Here is a 20,433-nt window from a genome sequence, read left to right on the forward strand (position 1 = left end):
CAGCCCGGAAGCCGGCACGGGGACGAGCCCGGTGGTCGGTGCACGGAGGGACCCGGAAGCCGGCACGGGAACCGGCTCGGCGGCCGGCGCAGGGACAGCTCACGGGACGGCCGTGGGGACGAGCCCGGGGTCGGGGCCCGGGACGGGTGTCCTGGCGGGGCCCGGGACCGGTGTCCTGGCAGGGCCCGGGACCGGTGTCCTGGCAGGGCCCGGGACGGGTGCCGGGGTTGGGGGTGGGCGGTGAGCGCGGGGCGTGTTCAGGAGGGGGGACTGCATATACCGGACATTCCGCCGGAGCTGCTGGCCCGCGTTCCGGCCGAGCAGCGGGGGCCCGGGCTCGGGCGGGACGCGGTGCGGCTGCTGGTGTCCGGGGTCGGTGGCGAGGTGTTGCTGCGCGCCTTCCGGGAGCTGCCCGCGCTGCTGCGGGCCGGGGACGTACTGGTGGTGAACACGTCGACGACGCTGGCGGCCGCCGTGGACGCCCGGCTCGGCGGCGATGAGCTGGTGGTGCACTTCTCGACCCGGGGCGACGACGGCCGCTGGGCGGTGGAGCTGCGCGCCCCGGCGGGCGGGGGGACGACCGGGCCCCGCGCCGGGGGTCCCGCGGGGGCGGTGGTGGAGCTGCCGGGAGGGCAGGCCCTCGTACTGGAGGAGCCGCTCGCGGCGGGGGCGGACCGGCTGTGGTGGGCGCGGCCCGTACGGAAGGGGCGGCGCGCAGCGCCTGCGCCAGGGGCGGGGGCCGGGCGGGACGGCGTACCGGCGCTGCTGCGGGCGTACGGGCGGCCGATCCGGTACGGGTACACGGAGCGGGACCAGCCGCTGTCGGCCTACCAGACGGTGTTCGCGGTGCCGGCCGCCGACGGGTCGGGCTCGGCGGAGATGCCGAGTGCGGGACGGCCCTTCACGGCGGAGCTGGTGGCGCGGCTGGTGAGCCGGGGGGTGCAGTTCGCGCCGCTGACCCTGCACACGGGGGTGGCCTCGCAGGAGGCGCACGAGCCGCCGTACCCGGAGCGGTACGAGGTGCCGGCGACCACGGCGTGGCTGGTGAACGCCGCCAGGGCCAGTGGGGGGAGGGTGATCGCGGTGGGGACCACGGCGGTGCGGGCCCTGGAGTCGGCCGCGGACGCGCGCGGGGTGGTGCGCCCGGCCGGCGGGTGGACCGATCTGGTGGTGACGCCGGAGCGCGGGGTACGGGTGGTGGACGGGCTGCTCACCGGGCTGCACGAGCCGGAGGCGTCCCACCTGCTGATGCTGGAGGCGGTCGCGGGGCGGGCCGCCGTACGGCTCGGGTATGCCGAGGCACTGGCCCGTCTCTGCCTTTGGCACGAGTTCGGGGACGTCCATCTGCTACTCAAGGATGAGAATCGTGACGGATTGAATTGCTTCAGCAACGCACGGTGAGACCGCTACGTACCCGATGTGAGCCCGCACATAGGACGCACATCACTTACGAAGCTCCCTAGTGGACAGGTAAAGGTCCTGTCAGCACGGGCGCACGTAGCGCCGAGGCCGGAATTCCGGCCTCGGCGCCCGACCCTGATCCACTAAGCGGGATCGTACGTCACACCTTTGCCACAGCTTTTTGCCACCGCTAAGAATTGCCCTCGTCGCACAGCGCCGCGGCGGATCCCGGATTCTCGTGGCGCTTTCCTGCGGCTCCCGCGATTCGAAGAGGTTGCCCCGCCATGTCTGCTTCCCGCACTCCCGGTCACAGTCGTCTGACGAAGGCACACAAGCTGTCCATTGCCGGCGTCGCCACGTTCAGCGCCGCCGCGCTCGCCTTCTCCCTCGTCCCGGCCGACACCGCCGAGGCCGGGACGGTCAACGCCGCTCCCGTCGCCTGGACCAAGGTCGTCGACGCCGCGCAGACCCAGGCCGTGCAGCAGCACCTCTCCGCGCAGCAGGTCGTCGCCGACAAGAAGGCCAAGGACGCGGAGAAGGCCAAGGCCGAGGCCGCCGCGAAGAAGGCCCGCGCGCAGAAGGAGGCCGCGAGCCGCTCCGCCGCCCGCACCCCCGTCTTCGCGAACAACCTGGACGGCTGGATCAAGGAAGCCCTCTTCATCATGAAGAAGGAGGGCATTCCGGGCACCTACGCCGGAATCCACAAGAACATCATGCGCGAGTCCAGCGGTAACCCGATGGCGATCAACAACTGGGACATCAACGCCCAGAACGGCATCCCCAGCAAGGGTCTGCTCCAGGTCATCCTTCCGACCTTCAAGGCCTACCACGTCAAGGGCACCAAGTTCGACCAGTACGACCCGGTCGCCAACATCGTCGCCGCCTGCAACTACGCAGCCGACCGCTACGGCTCGATGGACAACGTCAACAGCGCCTACTAGGCCACTGGCGTATCCCCAGCCCCCATGCGCCTCAGGGCGGCACCCGGACTTCCGGGTGCCGCCCTGAGGCGTTTCGTGCGTGAGGTCCTGCGTACGGGCCCTGCCTGCAAGCCCTGCGTACGGGCCCTGCCGCGGACTACTTGCCGGCGCGCATGACCTCGGGCTCGTGGCGGCGCAGCAGGCGCTGCACCAGGAAGCCGCAGGCGATGCCGAGGAGCAGCAGAACGGTGATGTTCAGGCTCCACTGGCCGACCGTGGCGTCCCAGAGCGGGTCGGTGTTGGTCGGGTTGTCGCGGTCCCACGGCGGCATGAGCTTGCCGAGGTTCAGCGTGGTGCCGGCGGCGGCGACGGCCCAGCGGGACGGCATCAGCCAGGCGAACTGCTCCAGGCCCGGGGAGTCGTAGACCTGGAAGAGGATGCCGGTGAAGACGACCTGGACGATCGCGAACATGACCAGCAGCGGCATGGTCTTCTCGGCGGTCTTCACCAGCGAGGAGATCACCAGGCCGAACATCATCGAGGTGAAGCCGAGCGCGATGACCGACAGGCAGAGCTCGACGGCCGGCGGCATCAGCAGGCCCTCGGTCGGGAGGTCGCGCGGGAAGAAGCCGATCCCGCAGATGATCACGCCCTGGATGGCCGTGATGACGCCGAGGACGATCACCTTCGACATGAGGTACGCCGACCGGGAGAGGCCGGTCGCGCGCTCACGCTCGTAGATGACGCGTTCCTTGATCAGCTCACGGACCGAGTTGGCGGCGCCCGAGAAGCACATGCCGACCGCGAGGATCAGCATGATCGTGCCGGCGTCGCCGTTGAACTGGGACGGCGGCTTCGGCGGCGCGAGGCCGAAGGTCGCGGGGATGACCGTGGAGACCACGCCGAGCACCGCGGGCAGGATCAGCATCAGGCCGATGAAGCCCTTGTCGGAGGCGATCACCGAGACGTAGCGGCGGATCAGCGTCCACAGCTGCGAGCCCCAGCCCTGCGGCTTGGGCGGCATCATCTGCTGGGGCGACGGCATCGCGACGGACTGCGGGGCGACCGCGTCGATGTCGGCGGCGTACAGCTGGTAGTGCTGCGAGCCCTTCCAGCGGCCGGCCCAGTCGTAGTCGCGGTAGTTCTCGAAGGCCGAGAAGACGTCCGCCCACGTGGTGTAGCCGAAGAAGTTCAGCGCCTCGTCCGGCGGACCGAAGTACGCGACCGAACCGCCGGGGGCCATGACCAGCAGCTTGTCGCAGATGGCCAGCTCGGCGACCGAGTGGGTGACGACGAGGACCGTGCGGCCGTCGTCGGCGAGGCCGCGCAGCAGCTGCATGACGTCGCGGTCCATGCCCGGGTCGAGGCCGGAGGTCGGCTCGTCCAGGAAGATCAGCGAGGGCTTGGTGAGCAGCTCCAGGGCCACGGACACGCGCTTGCGCTGACCACCGGAGAGCGCGGTGATCTTCTTGTCCTTGTGGATGTCGAGCTTGAGCTCGCGCAGCACCTCGTCGATGCGGGCGGCGCGCTCGGACTCGGCGGTGTCCCCGGGGAAGCGGAGCTTGGCCGCGTACTTGAGCGCGGTGCTGACCTTCAGCTCCTTGTGCAGGATGTCGTCCTGCGGGACCAGGCCGATGCGCTGGCGGAGCTCCGCGAACTGCTTGTACAGGTTGCGGTTGTCGTAGAGGACGTCGCCCTGGTCGGCGGGCCGGTAACCGGTCAGCGCCTTGAGCAGGGTGGACTTGCCGGAGCCGGAGGGGCCGATGACGCCGATCAGCGACTTCTCCGGGACGCCGAAGGTGACGTCCTTGAGGATCTGCTTGCCGCCGTCGACGGTGACCGTGAGGTGGCGGGCCGAGAAGGAGACCTCGCCGGTGTCGACGAACTCCTCGAGGCGGTCGCCGACGATGCGGAACGTCGAGTGGCCGACGCCGACGATGTCGTTCGGACCGAGCAGCGCGGTGCCGGACTTGGCCAGCGGCTGGCCGTTGACGTAGGTGCCGTTGTGGCTGCCGAGGTCGTGGATCTCGAAGCGGCCGCCGGGCATCGAGCGGAACTCGGCGTGGTGGCGGGAGACCTGGAGGTCGGAGACCACCAGCTCGTTCTCCAGCGCACGGCCGATCCGCATGACGTGGCCCAGCGAGAGCTGGTGGAACGTCGTCGGGCTGCGGTCGCCGTAGGCCGGGGCCCCACCCTGCGCCGGGCGGGGCGCGCCGCCGCCCTGCTGGTGCGGGAGGTGCGCCTGCGGCTGCTGTTGGTACGGAGCCTGCTGCTGCTGTTCCCAGGCCTGCTGCTGGGGCTGCTGCTGCGGAGCCTGGTACGCCGGGGCCTGCGGCTGGGCGTACGCCTGGGCCTGCTGGGCCACGGCCGGCTGCGGCGCGGCGGCGGCGCTCAGGTTCAGCCGCGGGCCGTCGGTCGCGTTGCCCAGGTGGACCGGCGTGCCGGGCACGAGCTGGGTCTGCTGGACCCGCGCCCCGTGCACGTAGGTGCCGTTGGTGCTGCCGTGGTCCTCGATGCCCCAACTCTGGCCGTTCCAGGCGATGGTGGCATGCCGCCACGACACCCGCGCGTCGTCGATCACCACGTCTCCCTGGGGATCACGCCCCAGCGAGTACGACCTGGACGGATCGAGCGTCCAGGTCCTTCCATTCAATTCCAGTACGAGTTCCGGCACTCCAGCCCCACTTAAGTCCCCCGAGAATCCCCCATGACGTCAGGGAGTCTAGGGATGGCGAACATCCGGGGGAACTATTTCAGGCCCGCAGCCGTATGTGGAATCCGGGCCTTGCCGGGGCGTCTACGACTGCCCGTTGACGGGGGCGAAAGTCACCCGGAGAGTGAGATACGGGACTTCTCGCCCGGAGGTCCCCTCGCGTACCGCTCGGTAGGCATCGGGGGTTCACCGCATGCGCCGCATTCGTTGGGGAGACGTGCTCGTGTCCGCGGCCGCCGCCGTGGGCTGGTGCCTGATCGTGATGGCGGGGGTGGCCGGGCTGGGGCTGCACCTGCTGGGCGCCGACGCCGCGGGAGGGTCGCTCGGGGCGATGACGGCCGCCGTGGTGGTCCTCGCGGTCGGCGGCACCGTAACCCCCTCGGGTGAGGTGTCGGCCTTCGGAGTCGTCGGGGCGGGTGCCGAAACCTCCCTGGACGTCATGCCCTTGGGGGTGGCACTGGCCGGGGCGCTGGTCCTGGGGTGCGTGTTCGTGCGCTCGCTGCGGGCCGGGGCGGGCCCCGGTGAGACGGCCGCCCGGGTCCTCGTGCTCACGGCGCTGTTCGTCGCGACGGCGGGCGCGCTGGCGTGGGCCGGGCACGACGTGGTCACCCTCGACGGGACGGTGCTGCCCAAGACCCCCGCGAAGGTGGAGATCCCGGGGATCGGGGACATCGGCGGGCTGCTCCCCGACCGCATCGGGGACCTGATCGAGACGCGGACCCGGGTCGGGTTCTCGGTGGAGACCGGGCCGACGCTGCTGGGCGCGGGGCTGTGGGCGCTCGCCGTGCTGGCGGTGGCCCTGCTGGTCTCACGGCGCGGGCCGGCCGCGCTCGCCCGGATCCGCCCGGCCGCCTCGGCGGTGGTGGCGATGCTGCTGGTCGCGGTGGCGGCCGGGCTGGCCGCGGCGGTGTGGGCGGCGCTGGGCGACGCCCATCCGCGGCGGGTCATCGGGGCCGCACTGCTGGGGGCGCCGAACGGAAGCTGGCTGGGGGTGCTGCTGGGGCTGTTCGTGCCGGTGCGCGGCCGGGCCGAGGGGGAGCCGGCCCGGCTGCTGCCCGATCCGCTGGACGACCTGCTGGCCGTGTCCGCGCAGGAGCCGGTGACGGTGGCCCGCCTCGCGGAGTACGACGGCCGGGTCTGGCTGCTGGTCGCGGGGGTGGCCCTGCTGCTGCTCTACGCGGGCGTGCTGGCGGCCGTACGGACACCCGTACGCGCTGCGGGGCGCGGGGTGCTCGGATGCGCGGCGCGGCTGTCGGCGGTCACGGCGGCGGCCCTGGCGGGGCTGGTGTGGCTGACCGGGCTCTCGGCGGACGCGTCGCTGGCGGTGCTGGGGGTGGACGCGGTGGACGCCGGGGTCGAGCTGCGGGGGTCCCTTCCGCTCGCCCTCGTACTGGGCGCGGTGTGGGGAGCGGTCGCCGGGGCGGCGGGCGCGGTCCTGGCACCCCGGCCCCGGGCGGCCCTCCCCGGCGTGCCGGGCCCCGTCCGGGAGTGGCCCGACCCCGAGGCGCCGACGGCCTCGTACCCCGCCGCCGTACCGTACGGCGGGCCCGCGCGCGGCCCGCAGCCCGGGGCGGCCGGGGAGGCGGACGGCTCGTGGGACGTGACCGTGACCGGCATCCCGCCCTGGTCACCCAGGTCTCCGAAGCCGCCCCGCCGGGAGCCCTTCACCCCGCCTCCGCCGCCGGGAGCGCCCCCGCCCCCGCCGAAGCCTCCGCGATGAGGTGGGCTGGGGGGCCGCTGCGCGGAGCCGTCCCCTACCCGCCCTTCCACCGTTCCCAGGGGCTCCGCCCCAGACCCCGCTCCTCAATCGCCGGAGGGCTGGAAGATCCAGCCCTCCGGCGATTGAGGCGATCTTTCAGGCTCGCCGGCATGTGCAGCGGTGCCGCACCGGGTCGTTCGCTTGGTCGGCGCGACCGTTCAAGACGTGGGACGGGGGTCCTGGGCTCGGGGTCGGGAAGATACGGTGAGGGCACCATGAGCGCATCGCAGACCTCCGACGTCCCCACCCTCCTCGTCAAGATCTTCGGCAAGGACCGTCCCGGGATCACCGCCGGGCTGTTCGACACCCTCGCCGCCTACTCCGTCGATGTCGTCGACATCGAGCAGGTCGTCACCCGTGGCCGCATCGTCCTGTGCGCCCTCGTCACCAAGCCCGCCGGCGGCGCCGAGGGCGACCTGCGGGCCACCGTCCACAGCTGGGCCGAGTCCCTCAAGATGCAGGCCGAGATCCTCTCCGGCACCGGTGACAACCGGCCGCGCGGCAGCGGCCGCTCCCATGTCACCGTGCTCGGGCACCCGCTCACCGCCGAGTCCACGGCCGCCATCGCCTCCCGGATCACCGAGACCGGCGGCAACATCGACCGCATCTTCCGCCTCGCCAAGTACCCGGTGACGGCGGTGGAGTTCGCCGTCTCCGGTGTCGAGACCGAGCCGCTGCGCACCGCCCTGGCCACCGCCTCCGCGCACATCGGCGTGGACGTGGCCGTGGTCTCGGCCGGACTGCACCGCCGGGCCCAGCGCCTGGTCGTCATGGACGTGGACTCGACCCTGATCCAGGACGAGGTCATCGAGCTGTTCGCCGCGCACGCCGGGTGCGAGGCCGAGGTCGCCGAGGTCACCGAGCGGGCCATGCGCGGCGAGCTGGACTTCGAGCAGTCGCTGCACGCCCGGGTGGCGCTGCTGGCGGGCCTGGACGCCTCCGTCGTGGACAAGGTCCGCGCCGAGGTGCAGCTGACCCCGGGTGCCCGGACCCTGATCCGCACGCTCAAGCGGCTCGGCTACCAGGTGGGCGTGGTCTCGGGCGGGTTCACCCAGGTCACGGACGATCTGCGGGAGCGGCTGGGGCTGGACTTCGCCTCCGCCAACACGCTGGAGATCGTCGACGGGAAGCTGACGGGCCGGGTCACCGGCGAGATCGTGGACCGGGCGGGCAAGGCCCGGCTGCTGCGCCGCTTCGCCGCCGAGGCCGGGGTGCCGCTGGCCCAGACGGTGGCCATCGGTGACGGGGCCAACGACCTGGACATGCTGAACGCGGCCGGGCTGGGCGTGGCCTTCAACGCCAAGCCGGTGGTCCGCGAGGCCGCGCACACGGCGGTGAACGTGCCCTTCCTCGACGCGGTGCTGTACCTGCTCGGGATCACCCGCGAGGAGGTCGAGGCCGCCGATCTGGCCTGACCCTCGGGACACGAACGGGATGCGAACGGGCCCCGGAGGCCGATGCGGCTGCCGGGGCCCGTTCGCGCGTACGCGGCCGGTCGGGCCGGTCAGTGTCCCTTGGGGGTCCAGTAGTCGAGCAGGGTGCCCACCCCGTGCTCCACGGACTTCCACGATCCGGTGAAGGAGACGACGGCGAGGGCCGCGGTGGGGAATCCCGTACGGGTCATCCTCGCGAGGGTCTCTCCCTCCGCACGCCCGGAGAGGGCGTCGGCGAGGGCGTGTATGCCGGGGTTGTGGCCGATGACGAGGAGATCGGAGACCTCGTCGGAGGTCTCGTTCAGCAGGGCGATGAGCTCGCCCAGCGAGGCGTCGTAGAGCCTCTCCTCGTAGTGGGTCTTGGGCCGGTGCGGCATCTCCTGGACGGCGAGCTTCCAGGTCTCTCGGGTGCGGGCCGCGGTGGAGCAGAGGGCCAGGTCGAAGACGGTGCCGGTCTCGGCGAGCTTCAGACCGACGGCCGACGCGTCCGTGCGGCCTCGTTCCGCCAGCGGGCGGTCGTGGTCGGACACCTCGGGCCAGTCGGCCTTGGCGTGCCGGAGAAGGGCGATCCTGCGGGGTGTGTCGGCGCTCATGACTCCCAGCTTCGCATGAAACGAGCCACGGGGCGCAGGGTGTTGGGGGGGGCTCACCCCGGGAGGTGAGGGGCGCTCGGGAGGTCAGCCGACGGCGCGCAGGAGCTGCTCCGCGACCTGGACCAGGGACGAGACCTCGCCGGTGGCCGCGTGGGCCTCGCCGGAGCCGGCCAGGAGCGTCAGCAGGAGGCCGAAGGCGAGGGCGGGCAGGGCCAGCGCCCACCAATGCAGCCGGGCGCTGGCGCCGGCGGTGGCGCGGGCCCGGGGGGCGGTGACGGACGGGAGGGACCGGGTGTGCATGGGGGCCGACATGGCCGCCTCCGTGGGTGTGCGGACGGGACTGGCTCGCTGTTCACGAATCTATGGATCCGGTGCGGCCGGTCCCATCCGGGGCACACCCCACTTCACCCTGAGCCTGACCCCCTAGGGGTGGTGGGGTTGTCCCCACCCTCAGGGGGAGGCGGGCGTCCTCGGCGGCGTCCTCGGCGGCGTCCTCAGGGCGAGGCGATCGTGGCGATCACCGAGATGATCACGGTGATGCCGAGGATCGCGCCGAGCACGAGGCCGAGCTTCTTGCGGCCGTCCTGCGGGTTCGGTTCAAGTACGGGCGACATGCCGGTCAGTCTCGCATGCCGCATTCGTCCTCGATCGTGCGGTCCCGGCCTGCCAGGATTCCCAGCGCGATCTGCGGGACGAGCAGGCCCGCCATCAGGGCGAGCGGCAGGTCCCAGCCGCCGCTGTGCTGGTAGAGGGCGCCGATGAGGAGGGGGCCGGGGATGGAGATGAGGTAGCCGGTGCTCTGGGCGAAGGCGGAGAGCTTGACCACGCCTGCGGGGGACTTGGCGCGCAGCCCGATGAGGGTGATGACGAGGGGGAACGCGCAGTTGGAGATGCCGAGCAGGAGCGCCCAGGCCCAGGCTCCCGCGGCGGGGGCGAAGTAGAGCCCGAGGTAGCCGGTGAGCCCGAAGACGCCGAGGACGGCGGCGATGACGCCCTGGTTCTTCATCCGGGCTGCGAGGCCCGGGATGACGAAGGCGAGCGGGACGCCCATGACCATGGTGACGGCGAGCAGCACACCGGCGGTGGAGGCGGAGACCCCGGCGTCGCGGAAGATCTGCGGGAGCCAGCCCATGGTGATGTACGCGCCCGTGGCCTGGAGGCCGAAGTAGCAGGCGAGGGCCCAGGCGGTGCGGCTGCGGACGACCCGCGGGCCCGCGTCGGCCCGTACGGCGGTACCCGCGCCGGAGGCGGCTGCGGTCGCGGCCCGCTCGGCGCGCCGGGAGGCGCGGGCGATGGGCAGCCAGGGCAGTACGGCGACCAGGGCGAGCACGGCCCAGATCAGCAGGCCGGTGCGCCAGCTGCCGCCGAGGGCGCCGGTCAGCGGGACGGTCGCGGCGGCGGCGAGGGAGGTGCCCGCGGCCAGGGCCATGGAGTACAGGCCGGTCATGGTGCCGACCCGGTCCGGGAAGTAGCGCTTGACGATCACCGGGAGCAGGACGTTGGTGAGGGCTATGCCGGCCAGGGAGAGGGCGCTGGCCGCCAGGAAGCCCGCGGCTCCGCTCGTGAAGGGGCGGATCAGCAGGCCGGTGGCGACGGCGGCCATGCCGGCGCAGACGACGGCGGCCGGGCCGAAGCGGCGGGAGAGCCGGGGCGCGGTGACGCCGAAGACGGCGAAGCAGAGGGCGGGGACGGAGGTGATCAGTCCGGCGACGGTGCCGCTCATGCCGAGACCCGTGCGGGTCTCCTCGAAGAGGGCGCCGAGGCTGGTGATGGCGGGCCGCAGGTTGAGGGCGGCCAGCACGATTCCGACGATGAGCACCGGGCCGAGCCAGGTCGGCTGCGCCGTCGCGTGCGGGGTGGCGGCGGCCGCAGCGCGGTCCACGGCCTCGCGGGCGGCCTGCCGCGGGGGCGGGTGGCTCCCGGCGGGCCGGTCGAGCGTCTGGAGTTCTTCGTCGGACATCCAGCCATCATAGAATCATGGGATGATTGGTTGTCCAGTCGCTCTTGAGAGGAACCCATGCCGCTGACGTCGCCACGGCGCTCCGCACTCGTCGATCAGGTGATCGCCCAGCTGCGGAACCAGATCACCTCCGGCGAGTGGCCGGTCGGCGCCCGCATCCCGACCGAGCCGGAGCTCGTCGAGCTGCTCGGCGTCGCCCGCAACACGGTGCGCGAGGCCGTGCGGGCGCTGGCGCACAACGGCCTCCTGGACATCCGGCAGGGCTCGGGCACGTACGTCATCGCCACCAGCGAGCTGGCCGGCGTCATGCACCGCCGGTTCGCCGGCGCCGAGCCGCGGCACATCGCCGAGCTGCGTTCGACGCTGGAGTCCTCGGCGGCCCGGCTGGCGGCGGAGCGGCGCACCGAGCGGGACCTCGTACAGCTGGACGCGCTGCTGGCGCGCCGTGAGGAGGCCTGGGCGGGCGGGGACGCGGAGGTCTTCGTGGCCGCGGACGTGAGCCTGCACATGGCGGTGGTGACGGCCTCGCACAACGAGGTGCTGATCGGGCTGTACGCGGACCTCGGCGACCTGGTGGCCGACTGGCTGCGGGCGGACGTGGGCACCGAGCTGCATCCGTCGGCCCATCTGGACCACGCGCGGCTGATCGAGGCGATCCGGCGCGGGGACAGGGACGCGGCGGCTTCGGAGGCGGCGGGCCACCCCTTCGCCTGCCTCGGCAGGAACAAGGCCGGGGACCCGCTCACGCCCGCTGGTGGCTGACCCAGGCCGATCGGACCTCTTTCCAGCAGCGGCCGGTGAGCTCCACCCGGCCGGCCGGTCCGACGGCCACGGCGGCGCCGTCCCCGTCCACGTCCCACCAGCGGTCGCATTCGACGTGCAGCCGCAGCAGGTCGGTCTCCGGGTAGGCGTTGTGGCAGTTCGCCGTCACCTGCGAGCCCTCGATCGTGGTGTCGCAGTCGGCTCCGAAGAGTTCCCGCCCGGTGGGGCGCGAGGGCTGGGCTGGGGGCTCGGCGGGGATGTCGGCGAGTTCCACGACGGCCGGCGCCACCGCTTCGGGGCCGGGCGCCGATTCGTCTCCCACGGGCTGCGCGGCCGCTCCGGGGACCAGGAGTCCGGTCAGGATCACCGAGGTGACCAGCATCGATACCGTTCGGCTCGGCCTCGCTCGCACTCCTACCCTCCTCCCCGCAGGAGCCGGGAAGATCCCGACCTGGCCAGTTTGCAGGCATCTGTCCTAGTTTTCGACTCGGGAAGATCCGGTCGGCCGGTGAACATACGAGCGACCAGCGGCCCGGCCACGTGAAACGGCGGCGGCCGCGCCTCCCCGGAGGGAAGCGCGGCCGCCGCCGTACGGACGCAGGAGCCCTGACCGGAGGTCAGGCACCCATCGCGTGCAGGCCGCCGTCCACGTGGACGATCTCGCCGGTGGTCTTCGGGAACCAGTCGGACAGCAGGGCCACGACGCCCTTGCCCGTCGGCTCCGGGTCGCTCATGTCCCACTCCAGCATGGAGCGGGAGTTCCAGACCTCGGCCAGCTCACCGAAGCCCGGGATGGACTTCGCGGCCATGGAGCCGATCGGACCGGCCGAGACCAGGTTGCAGCGGATGTTCTCCTTGCCCAGGTCGCGGGCGAGGTAACGGCTGGTGGCCTCCAGGGCGGCCTTGGCCGGGCCCATCCAGTCGTACTGCGGCCAGGCGAACTGCGCGTCGAAGGTGAGGCCGACGACGGCCGCGCCCTCCGCCGGGAAGAGCGGCTTGCAGGCCATGGTCAGCGACTTCAGCGAGAACGCCGAAACGTGCATGGCGGTGGCGACCGACTCGAACGGGGTGTTCAGGAAGTTGCCGCCGAGGGCGTCCTGCGGCGCGAAGCCGATCGAGTGGACGACGCCGTCGAGGCCGCCGAGCTCGTCGCGGACGAGGCCCTCCAGACGGGCCAGGTGCTCGTCGTTGGTGACGTCGAGCTCGATCACCTTGACCGGCTTGGGCAGCTTCTTCGCGATGCGCTCGGTCAGCGACGGGCGCGGCCAGGCGGTGAGGATGACCTCGGCGCCCTGCTCCTGGGCCAGCCGGGCCGTGTGGAAGGCGATGGAGGACTCCATCAGCACACCCGTGATGAGGATGCGCTTGCCCTCGAGAATTCCGCTCATGGTGATCAGTGACCCATGCCCAATCCGCCGTCAACGGGAATGACGGCTCCGGTGATGTACGCGGCGTCGTCGGACGCCAGGAAGCGGACGGCTGCCGCGATCTCCTCGGGCTGCGCGTAACGGCCGAGCGGCACCTGGCCCACGATGCCCGCGCGCTGCTCGTCGGTGAGCACCTTCGTCATGTCGGTGTCCACGAAACCGGGGGCGACGACGTTGAAGGTGATGTTGCGGGAGCCCAGCTCACGGGCGAGCGAGCGGGCGAAGCCGACCAGCGCGGCCTTCGAAGCGGCGTAGTTGGCCTGGCCGGCCGAACCGAGCAGTCCGACGACCGAGGAGATCAGGACGACGCGGCCCTTCTTGGCACGGAGCATGCCACGGTTCGCGCGCTTTACCACCCGGAACGTGCCGGTGAGGTTCGTGTCGACGACGGACGCGAAGTCCTCCTCGGACATCCGCATCAGCAGCGTGTCCTTGGTGATGCCGGCATTGGCCACCAGCACCTCGACCGCGCCGTGCGCGTCCTCGATCTGCTTGTAGGCCTGCTCCACCTGCTCGGAGTCGGTGATGTCGCACCGCACCGCCAGGACACCGAGCGAGGTGAGCGCCTCCGGCGGCTCACCCGACCGGAACGTGATCGCGACCTTGTCGCCGGCCTCCGCGAAGGCTCGGGCGATGGCGAGGCCGATGCCCCGGTTTCCTCCGGTGACGAGAACCGAGCGGCTCAACGGATCACCCTTTCGCTAGCGGTCTGAATACCAAAAACCTATAGGTCGCACCGCTCGTACGGAGAATCGACCCCCGACAGGGCCTCGCGGCGGGCTCTGTCGAGTCCCTACAGAAAGATGTAGGCACGAGAGCCCCGATCGCGACATGATCGGGGCGACCGGCCCCGACCCCGGGAGGACTTCCGTGCCCCATTCCATCGACGCGGCCTTCACCGCGCTTCCCTTGCGGGCGCTCGCCGACGCGGCGCTCGCCCGGGCCCGCGCGCTGGGCGCCGAGCATGCCGACTTCCGGCTGGAGCGGATCCGCAGCGCCTCCTGGCGCCTGCGCGACGCCAAGCCCGCCGGCGGGTCCGACACCACCGACCTCGGATTCGCGGTCCGCGTGGTGCACGGAGGCAGCTGGGGGTTCGCCTCCGGTGTGGACCTGACCATGGACGCCGCCGCCAAGGTGGCCTCGCAGGCCGTGGCCATGGCGAAGCTGTCCGCCCAGGTGATCAAGGCCGCCGGTTCGGACGAGCGCGTGGAGCTCGCCGACGAGCCGGTGCACGCGGACCGCACCTGGATCTCCGCCTACGACGTGAACCCCTTCGAGGTGCCGGACGCGGAGAAGGCGGCGCTGCTCGCCGACTGGAGCGCGCGCCTGCTGGCGGCCGACGGCGTGGCGCACGTGGACGCCTCGCTGCTCGCCGTGCACGAGAACAAGTTCTACGCCGACACCGCGGGCACCTCGACCACGCAGCAGCGGGTGCGGATCCACCCGCAGCTCACCGCCGTCGCCGTGAACGGCACGACCGGCGAGTTCGACTCCATGCGCACCATCGCCCCGCCCGCCGGCCGCGGCTGGGAGTACCTGACCGGCACCGGCTGGGACTGGAACTCCGAGCTGGAGCAGATCCCGGGCCTGCTCGCCGAGAAGATGCGGGCGCCGAGCGTCGAGGCAGGCCGCTACGACCTGGTGGTGGACCCGTCCAACCTGTGGCTCACCATCCACGAGTCCATCGGCCACGCCACCGAGCTCGACCGGGCGCTGGGCTACGAGGCGGCGTACGCGGGGACCTCCTTCGCCACCTTCGACCAGCTGAACAAGCTGACGTACGGCTCCTCGATCATGAACGTGACCGGTGACCGCACGGCCGAGCACGGTCTGGCGACCATCGGGTACGACGACGAGGGCGTCCAGGCGCAGTCCTGGGACCTGGTCAAGGACGGCACCCTGGTCGGCTACCAGCTGGACCGGCGGATCGCGAGGCTGACGGGCCTGGGCCGCTCCAACGGCTGCGCCTACGCCGACTCCCCCGGGCACGTGCCCGTCCAGCGGATGGCGAACGTCTCGCTGCAGCCGGATCCGGGCGGCCTCTCGACCGAGGACCTGATCGGCGGGGTGGAGCGCGGGATCTACGTGGTCGGCGACCGCTCCTGGTCGATCGACATGCAGCGCTACAACTTCCAGTTCACCGGGCAGCGGTTCTTCCGGATCGAGAACGGCCGGCTGGCCGGACAGCTGCGCGACGTGGCGTACCAGGCCACCACGACCGATTTCTGGGGCTCGATGGAGAAGGTCGGCGGCCCCCAGACCTACGTCCTGGGCGGCGCCTTCAACTGCGGCAAGGCCCAGCCGGGGCAGGTCGCGGCGGTCTCGCACGGCTGCCCGTCCGCGCTGTTCCGCGACGTGAACATCTTGAACACCACGCAGGAGGCCGGCCGATGAGCACGCTTTCGAACGGACGCACCAAGCCCCACGAGATCGTCGAGCGGGCGCTGGAGCTGTCCACCGCCGACGGCTGCGTCGTCATCGCCGACGAGGAGTCCAGCGCCAACCTGCGCTGGGCGGGCAACGCGCTGACCACCAACGGCGTCACCCGCGGCCGGACCTTGACGGTCATCGCCACGGTCGACGGCAAGGAGGGCACGGCCTCGGGGGTCGTCTCGCGCTCCGCCGTGACCGCGGCCGACCTGGAGCCGCTGGTGCGGGCCGCCGAGGCGGCCGCGCGCGGGGCGGGCCCGGCGGAGGACGCCCAGCCGCTGGTCACCGGGACCCCGGCCTCGCCGGACTTCACCGACGCCCCCGCCGAGACCACCTCGGCGGTGTTCGCCGACTTCGCGCCGGCCCTCGGCGAGGCCTTCGCCCGGGCCCGGGCCGGCGGCCGGGAGCTGTACGGCTTCGCCAACCACGAGCTGGTCTCCACGTACGTCGGCACCTCCACCGGGCTGCGGCTGCGCCACGACCAGCCCAACGGCACGCTGGAGATCAACGCGAAGTCCCCGGACCGGCAGCGCTCGGCCTGGGCCGGCCGCTCCACCCGGGACTTCAAGGACGTGGACCCGACCGTGCTGGACGCGGAGCTCGCCGTGCGCCTGGGCTGGGCGGAGCGGAAGATCGACCTGCCCGCCGGGCGGTACGAGACCCTGCTGCCGCCGACGGCCGTGGCGGACCTGCTGATCTACCAGATGTGGTCGGCGGCGGCCCGGGACGCGGTGGAGGGCCGTACGGTCTTCTCCAAGCCCGGCGGCGGCACCCGGCTCGGCGAGAAGCTGTCCGAACTGCCGCTGACGCTGCGCAGCGACCCGAACGCGCCGGGCCTGGAGACCGCGCCGTTCGTGATCGCGCACAGCTCCGGCGACGACGCCTCGGTCTTCGACAACGGCCTGCCGGTCCCGCCGACCGAGTGGATCCGCGACGGGCAGCTGGCCCGGCTGACCACGACCCGGCACACCGCCGGTCTGACCGGCATGCAGCTCTCCCCCGGCTTCGGGAACCTGATCCTCGACGGGGGCGGCGAGAAGTCCCTGGAGGAGATGGTGGCGGGGACCGAGCGGGGTCTGCTGCTGACCTGCCTCTGGTACATCCGCGAGGTGGACCCGGCCACGCTGCTGCTCACGGGGCTGACCCGGGACGGCGTCTACCTGGTGGAGAACGGTCAGGTCGTCGGCGAGGTCAACAACTTCCGGTTCAACGAGTCCCCCGTGGACCTGCTGTCGCGGGCCTCGGAGGCCGGCCGGACCGAGAAGACGCTGCCGCGCGAGTGGAGCGACTGGTTCACCCGGGCCGCGATGCCCGCGCTGCGCATCCCGGATTTCAACATGAGTTCGGTCAGCAAGGGCGTCTGACCGGCCTAGACTGACCGTTGCAACGAAGTGTTGCATTTTCCATCATCCGAAGGAGTCGAGCGACCGTGACGGACATCGTCGACGAACTGAAGTGGCGTGGGCTCTTCGCCCAGTCCACTGATGAAGAAGCGCTGCGCAAGGCCTTCGCGGACGGTCCGGTCACGTTCTATTGCGGCTTCGACCCGACGGCCGCCTCGCTGCACGTGGGGCACCTGGTGCAGGTACTCACCGTGCGCCGGCTCCAGCTGGCCGGGAACCGGCCGCTGGCGCTGGTCGGCGGGGCCACCGGGCAGATCGGCGACCCGCGGCCGACGGCCGAGCGGACCCTGAACGACCCGGAGACCATCGCGAACTGGGTGACGCGGCTGCGCACCCAGATCGAGCCGTTCCTGTCCTTCGAGGGCGAGAACGCGGCGCTCATGGTGAACAACCTGGACTGGACGGCGGGCATGTCCGCCATCGAGTTCCTGCGGGACATCGGCAAGCACTTCCGGGTCAACAAGATGCTGACGAAGGACTCGGTCGCCAAGCGGCTCGACTCCGACCAGGGCATCAGCTACACCGAGTTCAGCTACCAGCTGCTCCAGGGGATGGACTTCCTGGAGCTGTACCGGCGCTACGGCTGCGTGCTCCAGCAGGGCGGCTCCGACCAGTGGGGCAACCTGACGGCCGGGCTCGACCTGATCCACCGCGTCGAGCCGGGCGCGGTCGTGCACGCGCTGGCGACCCCGCTGATGGTCAAGGCGGACGGCACCAAGTTCGGCAAGTCCGAGAGCGGGGCCGTCTGGCTCGACCCGGAGATGACCACGCCGTACGCGTTCTACCAGTTCTGGCTGAACGTGGACGACCGGGACATCTCCACCTACATGCGGATCCTGTCCTTCAAGTCCCGTGAGGAGCTGGAGGCGCTGGAGACGCAGACCGCCGAGCGGCCGCAGGCGCGTGCCGCGCAGCGGGCGCTGGCGGAGGAGCTGACCACGCTCGTGCACGGCGCCGACCAGTGCGCCGCCGTGATCGCCGCTTCGAAGGCACTGTTCGGTCAGGGCGAGCTGGCGGACCTGGACGAGGCCACGCTGGCCGCGGCCCTGTCCGAGCTGCCGCACGCGCAGGTCGCGGAGCTGGGCCTGGTCGTGGACCTGCTCGCGGAGACGGGCCTGGTCGCGAGCAAGTCGGCCGCCCGCCGGACCGTGAAGGAGGGCGGCGCCTACGTGAACAACGCGAAGGTCACCGCCGAGGACGCGGTCCCCGCCAAGGAGGACCTGCTGCACGGGCGCTGGCTGGTGCTGCGCCGGGGCAAGAAGAACCTGGCGGCCGTCGAGGTCACCGGGGCCTGAGGCCTCGCAGGACGCCGCGGAGCACTGCGGAGGGGCCGGTTCGGACGCTTGGTCCGGCCGGCCCCTTCGTCATGACCCGCGGTGCGTCACGTCATCTGCCGCTTGCCCTTGATCGCTCCGTACATCATCTCGCCGAGCCCGACGATCGCGACCGCTCCGGCGAGCTGGAGCAGGTGCCTGGTCCAGTCGATGCCCCGGGTCTCGCCGACGCCGATCCAGGTGGCCACGGCGTTGCCGAGGACCGCGCCGGCGATGCCGAAGAGCGTGGTCAGCCAGAGGGGCTGATGCTGCTTGCCCGGCAGGATGGCCTTGGCTATCAGTCCCAGCACGAAACCGACGATGATCGCCCACAACCAAGACATGTCGAGCCTCCTCCTGGCGCGTTGTGCGCACGTGGGGCCAGTCTCGGCCCGTCCGGCGTACAGCGCATTTCGGGCACCCCCATGGGGGTGCCCCCTCTCCTGGCGGATACGGGGGCGGCGTACCGTGGGAAGGGTCCGGGCCGGGGAGCGCCCGGCGGGCGATCAGGCGGTGGAGCGTGGAACAGACGAAGCGGCAGAAGCGGAACGGGGCCGAGGTGTTCCGGATCACCGGTGCGCGGATGGGTCTCGACGAGGACGTGCGGGGCCGCCAGCGCCGGTACGTGATCTCGATGGGAATCAGGACCCTGTCGGTCATCGCGACCGTACTGTTGTGGAACGTGCAGCGCCCGGTGGCCATCGTGACGCTCGTCGCGGGAGCCCTGCTGCCCTACGTGGCCGTGGTCATCGCGAACGCGGGGCGCGAGTCGACGCCCTCGCTGCCCTCCCACTTCATCCCCGCTCCGGTGCGGCCGGCGCTGGACGCGGGAAACCTCAAGAAAAGCTCAGATCAATCATGAAGTTCCGGTGCACTGCACCGGGTCCTGCGTGACATACTGCTCACGCGCTCCGCATCCCCCGTCGGAGCGACGGACCGACGCCGGGCAGCTCCCCCCGTGGCTGCTCGGCGTCGCCTTTCCGGTCCGGGCCCGCTCCGGGGGTTTGTAGGGTTGAGGCGTGACCTCCCCTGATACCGAGACCCCCACCTGCTCCGCCAAGGGCTGCCGCGACGCGGCCGTCTGGGTGCTGGCGTGGAACAACCCGACGCTGCACACGCCGGAGCGGCGCAAGACGTGGCTGGCGTGCGAGGAGCACCGCGAACACCTCTCCCAGTTCCTGGGCGTCCGCGGTTTCCTCAAAGACGTCGTGAAGCTCGACGAGTGGGTGCAGCCGGAGGGCTCGGAGCGCTAGCCGCCGATCGCGGACATCGGGCGGTCGGGCTGCAGGAAGGACGGGTCGTCGAGGCCGGACCCGGCCTTCTTGCCCCACATCGCCACCTTCCACAGCCGGGCGATCTCCTCGTCCGGGGCGCCCGAGCGCAGGGCGGCGCGCAGGTCCGACTCCTCGGTGGCGAACAGGCACGTACGGACCTGGCCGTCGGCCGTGAGCCGCGTACGGTCGCAGGCGCTGCAGAACGGGCGGGTGACCGAGGCGATGACGCCGACGGTGGCCGGGCCGCCGTCGACCACCCAGCGCTCGGCCGGGGCGGAGCCGCGCTCGTCGGCGCCTTCCTCGGTGAGCGTGAAGCGGGTGCGCAGGGACTGCAGGATGTCCCCGGCGGTGATCATGCCGTCGCGCTTCCAGCCGTGCTGGGCGTCGAGCGGCATCTGCTCGATGAAGCGGAGCTCGTACTCGTTCTCCACGGCCCAGGCCAGCAGGTCGGGGGCCTCGTCGTCGTTGAGCCCGGGCATGAGCACGGCATTGACCTTGACGGGGGTGAGGCCGGCCTCGCGGGCCGCGGCCATGCCCTCGATGACGTCCTTGTGCCGGTCGCGGCGGGTGAGGGTCTTGAAGACCTCGGGCCGCAGGGTGTCCAGGGAAACGTTCACCCGGTCCAGGCCGGCGGCCTTGAGGGCCTGGGCGGTGCGCTTGAGGCCGATGCCGTTCGTGGTCAGCGACATCTTGGGGCGGGGCTCCAGGGCCGCGCACTGCTCGACGATCCCGACCAGGCCGGGGCGGAGCAGGGGCTCGCCGCCGGTGAAGCGGACCTCGGTGATGCCGAGCCGGGTGACGGCGATGCGGACCAGCCGGACGATCTCGTCGTCGCTGAGCAGATCGGACTTGCCGAGCCACTGCAGCCCTTCTTCGGGCATGCAGTAGGTACAGCGCAGATTGCACCGGTCGGTGAGTGAGACGCGCAGGTCAGTGGCCACACGGCCGTAGGTGTCGAGAAGCACTGTGGGCCCCCTCCCCTGTCCGGATCTAGAGGTACGCGCAACATTTGGATCTACTTCACGCGTTCTATTCCGAGCCTACG

20 protein-coding genes are annotated in these 20,433 nt (G+C 71.8%); 10 read left to right on the forward strand and 10 right to left on the reverse strand.

The window, feature by feature from the left end; all coding sequences use genetic code 11:
* Positions 1-240 precede the first annotated feature (240 nt).
* Both OG332_RS10350 and OG332_RS10355 read left to right on the forward strand, forming a co-directional pair.
* The gene (locus OG332_RS10350) at positions 241-1,401 is read left to right on the forward strand and encodes an S-adenosylmethionine:tRNA ribosyltransferase-isomerase (protein ID WP_327413162.1); all 1,161 of its coding nucleotides are present in this window, start codon (positions 241-243) and stop codon (positions 1,399-1,401) included.
* 284 nt (positions 1,402-1,685) lie between these two features.
* The gene (locus OG332_RS10355) at positions 1,686-2,342 is read left to right on the forward strand and encodes a transglycosylase SLT domain-containing protein (RefSeq protein WP_327413163.1); all 657 of its coding nucleotides are present in this window, start codon (positions 1,686-1,688) and stop codon (positions 2,340-2,342) included.
* Between the two features lie 136 nt (positions 2,343-2,478).
* Here OG332_RS10355 and OG332_RS10360 read toward each other — a convergent pair whose 3' ends face one another.
* Positions 2,479-4,995: an FHA domain-containing protein gene (locus tag OG332_RS10360; protein ID WP_442816131.1), complete on the reverse strand. Its 2,517-nt coding sequence runs from the start codon at positions 4,993-4,995 to the stop codon at positions 2,479-2,481.
* Between the two features lie 232 nt (positions 4,996-5,227).
* Between OG332_RS10360 and OG332_RS10365 the strand changes: the two genes are divergently transcribed.
* Both OG332_RS10365 and serB read left to right on the forward strand, forming a co-directional pair.
* Positions 5,228-6,754 (forward strand): streptophobe family protein, encoded by a 1,527-nt coding sequence (locus OG332_RS10365; protein WP_327413164.1) that lies wholly within the window; start codon positions 5,228-5,230, stop codon positions 6,752-6,754.
* A gap of 254 nt (positions 6,755-7,008) precedes the next feature.
* Positions 7,009-8,208, forward strand: coding sequence for a phosphoserine phosphatase SerB (gene serB / locus OG332_RS10370; protein ID WP_319729030.1), 1,200 nt, complete (start codon positions 7,009-7,011; stop codon positions 8,206-8,208).
* A gap of 89 nt (positions 8,209-8,297) precedes the next feature.
* Here the strand turns inward: serB and OG332_RS10375 are convergent, their stop codons facing one another.
* From OG332_RS10375 to OG332_RS10390, 4 genes are all read right to left on the reverse strand, one after another.
* Positions 8,298-8,819: a SixA phosphatase family protein gene (locus OG332_RS10375; protein WP_327413165.1), complete on the reverse strand. Its 522-nt coding sequence runs from the start codon at positions 8,817-8,819 to the stop codon at positions 8,298-8,300.
* Positions 8,820-8,903: 84 nt separating this feature from the next.
* Entirely contained in the window at positions 8,904-9,131 is a 228-nt protein-coding gene (locus tag OG332_RS10380; RefSeq protein ID WP_327413166.1) for a hypothetical protein, read from the reverse strand.
* 182 nt (positions 9,132-9,313) lie between these two features.
* Entirely contained in the window at positions 9,314-9,433 is a 120-nt protein-coding gene (locus tag OG332_RS10385; RefSeq protein WP_267882100.1) for an SGM_5486 family transporter-associated protein, read from the reverse strand.
* 5 nt (positions 9,434-9,438) lie between these two features.
* Positions 9,439-10,779 carry a CynX/NimT family MFS transporter gene (locus OG332_RS10390; RefSeq protein ID WP_327413167.1) on the reverse strand — a complete coding sequence of 447 codons (1,341 nt, stop codon included), beginning with the start codon at positions 10,777-10,779 and terminating at the stop codon, positions 9,439-9,441.
* Between the two features lie 57 nt (positions 10,780-10,836).
* Here OG332_RS10390 and OG332_RS10395 point away from each other — a divergent pair, with 57 nt between their 5' ends.
* Entirely contained in the window at positions 10,837-11,541 is a 705-nt protein-coding gene (locus tag OG332_RS10395) for a FadR/GntR family transcriptional regulator (protein WP_327413168.1), read from the forward strand.
* Here OG332_RS10395 and OG332_RS10400 read toward each other — a convergent pair.
* The 3 genes from OG332_RS10400 to fabG form a co-directional block, all read right to left on the reverse strand.
* The gene (locus OG332_RS10400; protein WP_327413169.1) at positions 11,522-11,953 is read right to left on the reverse strand and encodes a hypothetical protein; all 432 of its coding nucleotides are present in this window, start codon (positions 11,951-11,953) and stop codon (positions 11,522-11,524) included. The two genes, OG332_RS10395 and OG332_RS10400, sit on opposite strands and share 20 nt — an antisense overlap.
* Before the next feature lie 205 nt (positions 11,954-12,158).
* Positions 12,159-12,929 carry an enoyl-ACP reductase FabI gene (gene fabI / locus OG332_RS10405; RefSeq protein ID WP_030016880.1) on the reverse strand — a complete coding sequence of 257 codons (771 nt, stop codon included), beginning with the start codon at positions 12,927-12,929 and terminating at the stop codon, positions 12,159-12,161.
* 5 nt (positions 12,930-12,934) lie between these two features.
* Entirely contained in the window at positions 12,935-13,654 is a 720-nt protein-coding gene (gene fabG, locus OG332_RS10410; RefSeq protein WP_030717003.1) for a 3-oxoacyl-[acyl-carrier-protein] reductase, read from the reverse strand.
* Between the two features lie 145 nt (positions 13,655-13,799).
* Here fabG and OG332_RS10415 point away from each other — a divergent pair, with 145 nt between their 5' ends.
* The 3 genes from OG332_RS10415 (at position 13,800) to tyrS (ending at position 18,096) form a co-directional block, all read left to right on the forward strand.
* On the forward strand, positions 13,800-15,362 hold the full coding sequence (locus OG332_RS10415) for a TldD/PmbA family protein (protein ID WP_442816132.1): 1,563 nt from the start codon (positions 13,800-13,802) through the stop codon (positions 15,360-15,362).
* Positions 15,359-16,762 carry a metallopeptidase TldD-related protein gene (locus OG332_RS10420; RefSeq protein ID WP_327413171.1) on the forward strand — a complete coding sequence of 468 codons (1,404 nt, stop codon included), beginning with the start codon at positions 15,359-15,361 and terminating at the stop codon, positions 16,760-16,762. Before OG332_RS10415 ends, OG332_RS10420 begins: the two co-directional genes overlap by 4 nt.
* Before the next feature lie 65 nt (positions 16,763-16,827).
* The gene (gene tyrS / locus OG332_RS10425; RefSeq protein ID WP_327413172.1) at positions 16,828-18,096 is read left to right on the forward strand and encodes a tyrosine--tRNA ligase; all 1,269 of its coding nucleotides are present in this window, start codon (positions 16,828-16,830) and stop codon (positions 18,094-18,096) included.
* An 86-nt stretch (positions 18,097-18,182) separates the two neighbouring features.
* Here tyrS and OG332_RS10430 read toward each other — a convergent pair whose 3' ends face one another.
* Positions 18,183-18,458 carry a GlsB/YeaQ/YmgE family stress response membrane protein gene (locus OG332_RS10430; protein WP_327413173.1) on the reverse strand — a complete coding sequence of 92 codons (276 nt, stop codon included), beginning with the start codon at positions 18,456-18,458 and terminating at the stop codon, positions 18,183-18,185.
* A 239-nt stretch (positions 18,459-18,697) separates the two neighbouring features.
* Between OG332_RS10430 and OG332_RS10435 the strand changes: the two genes are divergently transcribed.
* Together OG332_RS10435 and OG332_RS10440 are read left to right on the forward strand one after the other, a co-directional pair.
* Entirely contained in the window at positions 18,698-18,976 is a 279-nt protein-coding gene (locus OG332_RS10435; RefSeq protein WP_361757390.1) for a DUF3099 domain-containing protein, read from the forward strand.
* A gap of 157 nt (positions 18,977-19,133) precedes the next feature.
* A complete protein-coding gene (locus tag OG332_RS10440) occupies positions 19,134-19,367 on the forward strand; it encodes a hypothetical protein (RefSeq protein ID WP_327413175.1) in 234 nt (77 codons plus the stop codon).
* Here the strand turns inward: OG332_RS10440 and moaA are convergent.
* Positions 19,364-20,353 (reverse strand): GTP 3',8-cyclase MoaA, encoded by a 990-nt coding sequence (moaA, locus tag OG332_RS10445; RefSeq protein ID WP_327413176.1) that lies wholly within the window; start codon positions 20,351-20,353, stop codon positions 19,364-19,366. The genes OG332_RS10440 and moaA overlap by 4 nt on opposite strands.
* Between the last annotated feature and the right edge of the window lie 80 nt (positions 20,354-20,433).

Source organism: Streptomyces sp. NBC_01233 (assembly GCF_035989305.1).
GTDB lineage: Bacteria > Actinomycetota > Actinomycetes > Streptomycetales > Streptomycetaceae > Streptomyces.

Excerpts from the sequence above, each read along its gene's own strand:
- OG332_RS10390 (WP_327413167.1), bottom strand. The coding sequence starts at position 10,779 with ATGTCCGACGAAGAACTCCAGACGCTCGACCGGCCCGCCGGGAGCCAC.
- OG332_RS10380 (WP_327413166.1), bottom strand. The coding sequence starts at position 9,131 with ATGTCGGCCCCCATGCACACCCGGTCCCTCCCGTCCGTCACCGCCCCC.
- OG332_RS10430 (WP_327413173.1), bottom strand. The coding sequence starts at position 18,458 with ATGTCTTGGTTGTGGGCGATCATCGTCGGTTTCGTGCTGGGACTGATA.
- OG332_RS10385 (WP_267882100.1), bottom strand. The coding sequence starts at position 9,433 with ATGTCGCCCGTACTTGAACCGAACCCGCAGGACGGCCGCAAGAAGCTC.
- OG332_RS10420 (WP_327413171.1), top strand. The coding sequence starts at position 15,359 with ATGAGCACGCTTTCGAACGGACGCACCAAGCCCCACGAGATCGTCGAG.
- OG332_RS10375 (WP_327413165.1), bottom strand. The coding sequence starts at position 8,819 with ATGAGCGCCGACACACCCCGCAGGATCGCCCTTCTCCGGCACGCCAAG.
- fabI (WP_030016880.1), bottom strand. The coding sequence starts at position 12,929 with ATGAGCGGAATTCTCGAGGGCAAGCGCATCCTCATCACGGGTGTGCTG.
- OG332_RS10435 (WP_361757390.1), top strand. The coding sequence starts at position 18,698 with ATGGGTCTCGACGAGGACGTGCGGGGCCGCCAGCGCCGGTACGTGATC.
- OG332_RS10355 (WP_327413163.1), top strand. The coding sequence starts at position 1,686 with ATGTCTGCTTCCCGCACTCCCGGTCACAGTCGTCTGACGAAGGCACAC.
- OG332_RS10365 (WP_327413164.1), top strand. The coding sequence starts at position 5,228 with ATGCGCCGCATTCGTTGGGGAGACGTGCTCGTGTCCGCGGCCGCCGCC.
- serB (WP_319729030.1), top strand. The coding sequence starts at position 7,009 with ATGAGCGCATCGCAGACCTCCGACGTCCCCACCCTCCTCGTCAAGATC.
- OG332_RS10395 (WP_327413168.1), top strand. The coding sequence starts at position 10,837 with ATGCCGCTGACGTCGCCACGGCGCTCCGCACTCGTCGATCAGGTGATC.
- OG332_RS10415 (WP_442816132.1), top strand. The coding sequence starts at position 13,800 with ATGATCGGGGCGACCGGCCCCGACCCCGGGAGGACTTCCGTGCCCCAT.